The organism is Prolixibacter denitrificans, assembly GCF_003014495.1.
Lineage (GTDB): Bacteria > Bacteroidota > Bacteroidia > Bacteroidales > Prolixibacteraceae > Prolixibacter > Prolixibacter denitrificans.
In genome coordinates, this window is sequence record NZ_PYGC01000034.1 from 1 (window position 1) to 1,441 (window position 1,441).

The 1,441-nt window shown below is 42.2% G+C and carries 2 protein-coding genes; both read right to left on the reverse strand.

Annotation, left to right across the window (positions count from 1 at the left end; all coding sequences use genetic code 11):
* Positions 1–49: 49 nt before the first annotated feature.
* A complete protein-coding gene (locus CLV93_RS20050) occupies positions 50–988 on the reverse strand; it encodes an IS3 family transposase (RefSeq protein WP_211297932.1) in 939 nt (312 codons plus the stop codon).
* A gap of 8 nt (positions 989–996) precedes the next feature.
* Positions 997–1,395: a transposase gene (locus CLV93_RS20055; RefSeq protein ID WP_106544014.1), complete on the reverse strand. Its 399-nt coding sequence runs from the start codon at positions 1,393–1,395 to the stop codon at positions 997–999.
* Positions 1,396–1,441 lie beyond the last annotated feature (46 nt).

Below are 1,441 nucleotides of genomic sequence, written 5' to 3' on the forward strand. Positions count from 1 at the left end.
TGTGGCTCCCTGAATATGGTTGACCGGTTTTGTTAATTATTGACTTAGTTTAATTCAATATTTTCATACTTGTTGTTGGACAGAAATGTGTGTTGGATTCTCTTTCCGGTGCAAATTCCCCTTGATAGTATGATGTTTTGACTTTGCTTCTTCCGTCGGCGTGGATGACCATCTCGGGTCTTTTCCTGTTGCCGAAAGATACCAAAGATTCCTCAAACTGACAGGGTGAGTTTCTTCGAGGTAATGAATCGTGAATCCGTTTTTTATTATAGTGACTAACAGCATTTTTAGTCCGGGCTTTGAGTTGTCTGTATGTTTCTATCTTCCAGCCGTTCAGATACTGGTTTTTAATGGTTCCGTTTATTCGTTCCGCATAAGCATTATCCTGCCCTTTAAGCCCCATACTAATGTGAATTCCGTTATTAGAGAGTAGTTCACGGTATTTGTTGCTGACATACTGGCTTCCGCGGTCAGAGTGGTGTATCAACCCTTTTAACGGGACCTTTTGACTCTTTATGGCTTGCTTCAGGGCTATTATATTCGCCTCGGCGCGCATATGGTCACTCACCTGGTACCCTATTATCTTCCGGGTATAGACATCAATAATGAAGACCAGATAGTAAAATTTCCCTTTCACCTGAAAATAAGTGATATCGCTCTGCCATACCTGGTTGGGCCTGTTGACATACATCCCTTCAATCAGGTTGGGATAGCTCAGGTGCCCAGGAACTGTGGTGCGAATGTAATTTTTGGGTTTTTTCACCCGGTAGCCCAGGGACATAAACAGCTCGATAAATTTGTCCCGGCCAATAAACTCCGGCCGGAGTGTGTAATACATCTTTTCAACCCCACAACCCGGGTATTCTTCCCGTAAGGCGTCAACTTCAGCCATCAGGCCGATAGCACGCTCATTCAGGTTATTCTGCCTTTTTTGATACTGATTCACCGCCTGTTTACTGATTCCAATACTCTTATATAAATGGTTCATGGGATAGTTTACTTTTTCTTTGTTTTCCCTGAACCATTGGATTGTGGGGTGCTGAAGTTTTTTTTAATGTCAATATCGAGCTCCGTTTTCGCGATTTCAATCATCTTCTCCAGGTAGTCGATATTGATCTGTTTAGTGCCGACTATGCGCTCCAGTTCTTTGATTTTAGCTTCCAGCTCTTTTATCTTTTTCGTGCTGCTTTCCTTCATTTCAACGATAACAGACGACTTCTTGTTATAGTTTGAATATTTGTAGATCCAACGATAAACTACTGCTCGCTGGATGCCATACTCTCTTCCCAATTCAGATACCGTAGCGTAACCTTTCTCATAGTCACGAACAACAGACCGCTTGAAATCGTCACTGAAATGTCGCCGCCTTTGGATTTTCTTTAGTTCAACTTTCATTTGCTTTTAACCTTTAATTCCGGTCAACCTATTTCAGGGAAGGACA

What these genes read in the sequence shown, in the direction of transcription:
- CLV93_RS20055 (WP_106544014.1), bottom strand. Translation starts at nt 1,395, where the DNA reads ATGAAAGTTGAACTAAAGAAAATCCAAAGGCGGCGACATTTCAGTGAC.
- CLV93_RS20050 (WP_211297932.1), bottom strand. Translation starts at nt 988, where the DNA reads ATGAACCATTTATATAAGAGTATTGGAATCAGTAAACAGGCGGTGAAT.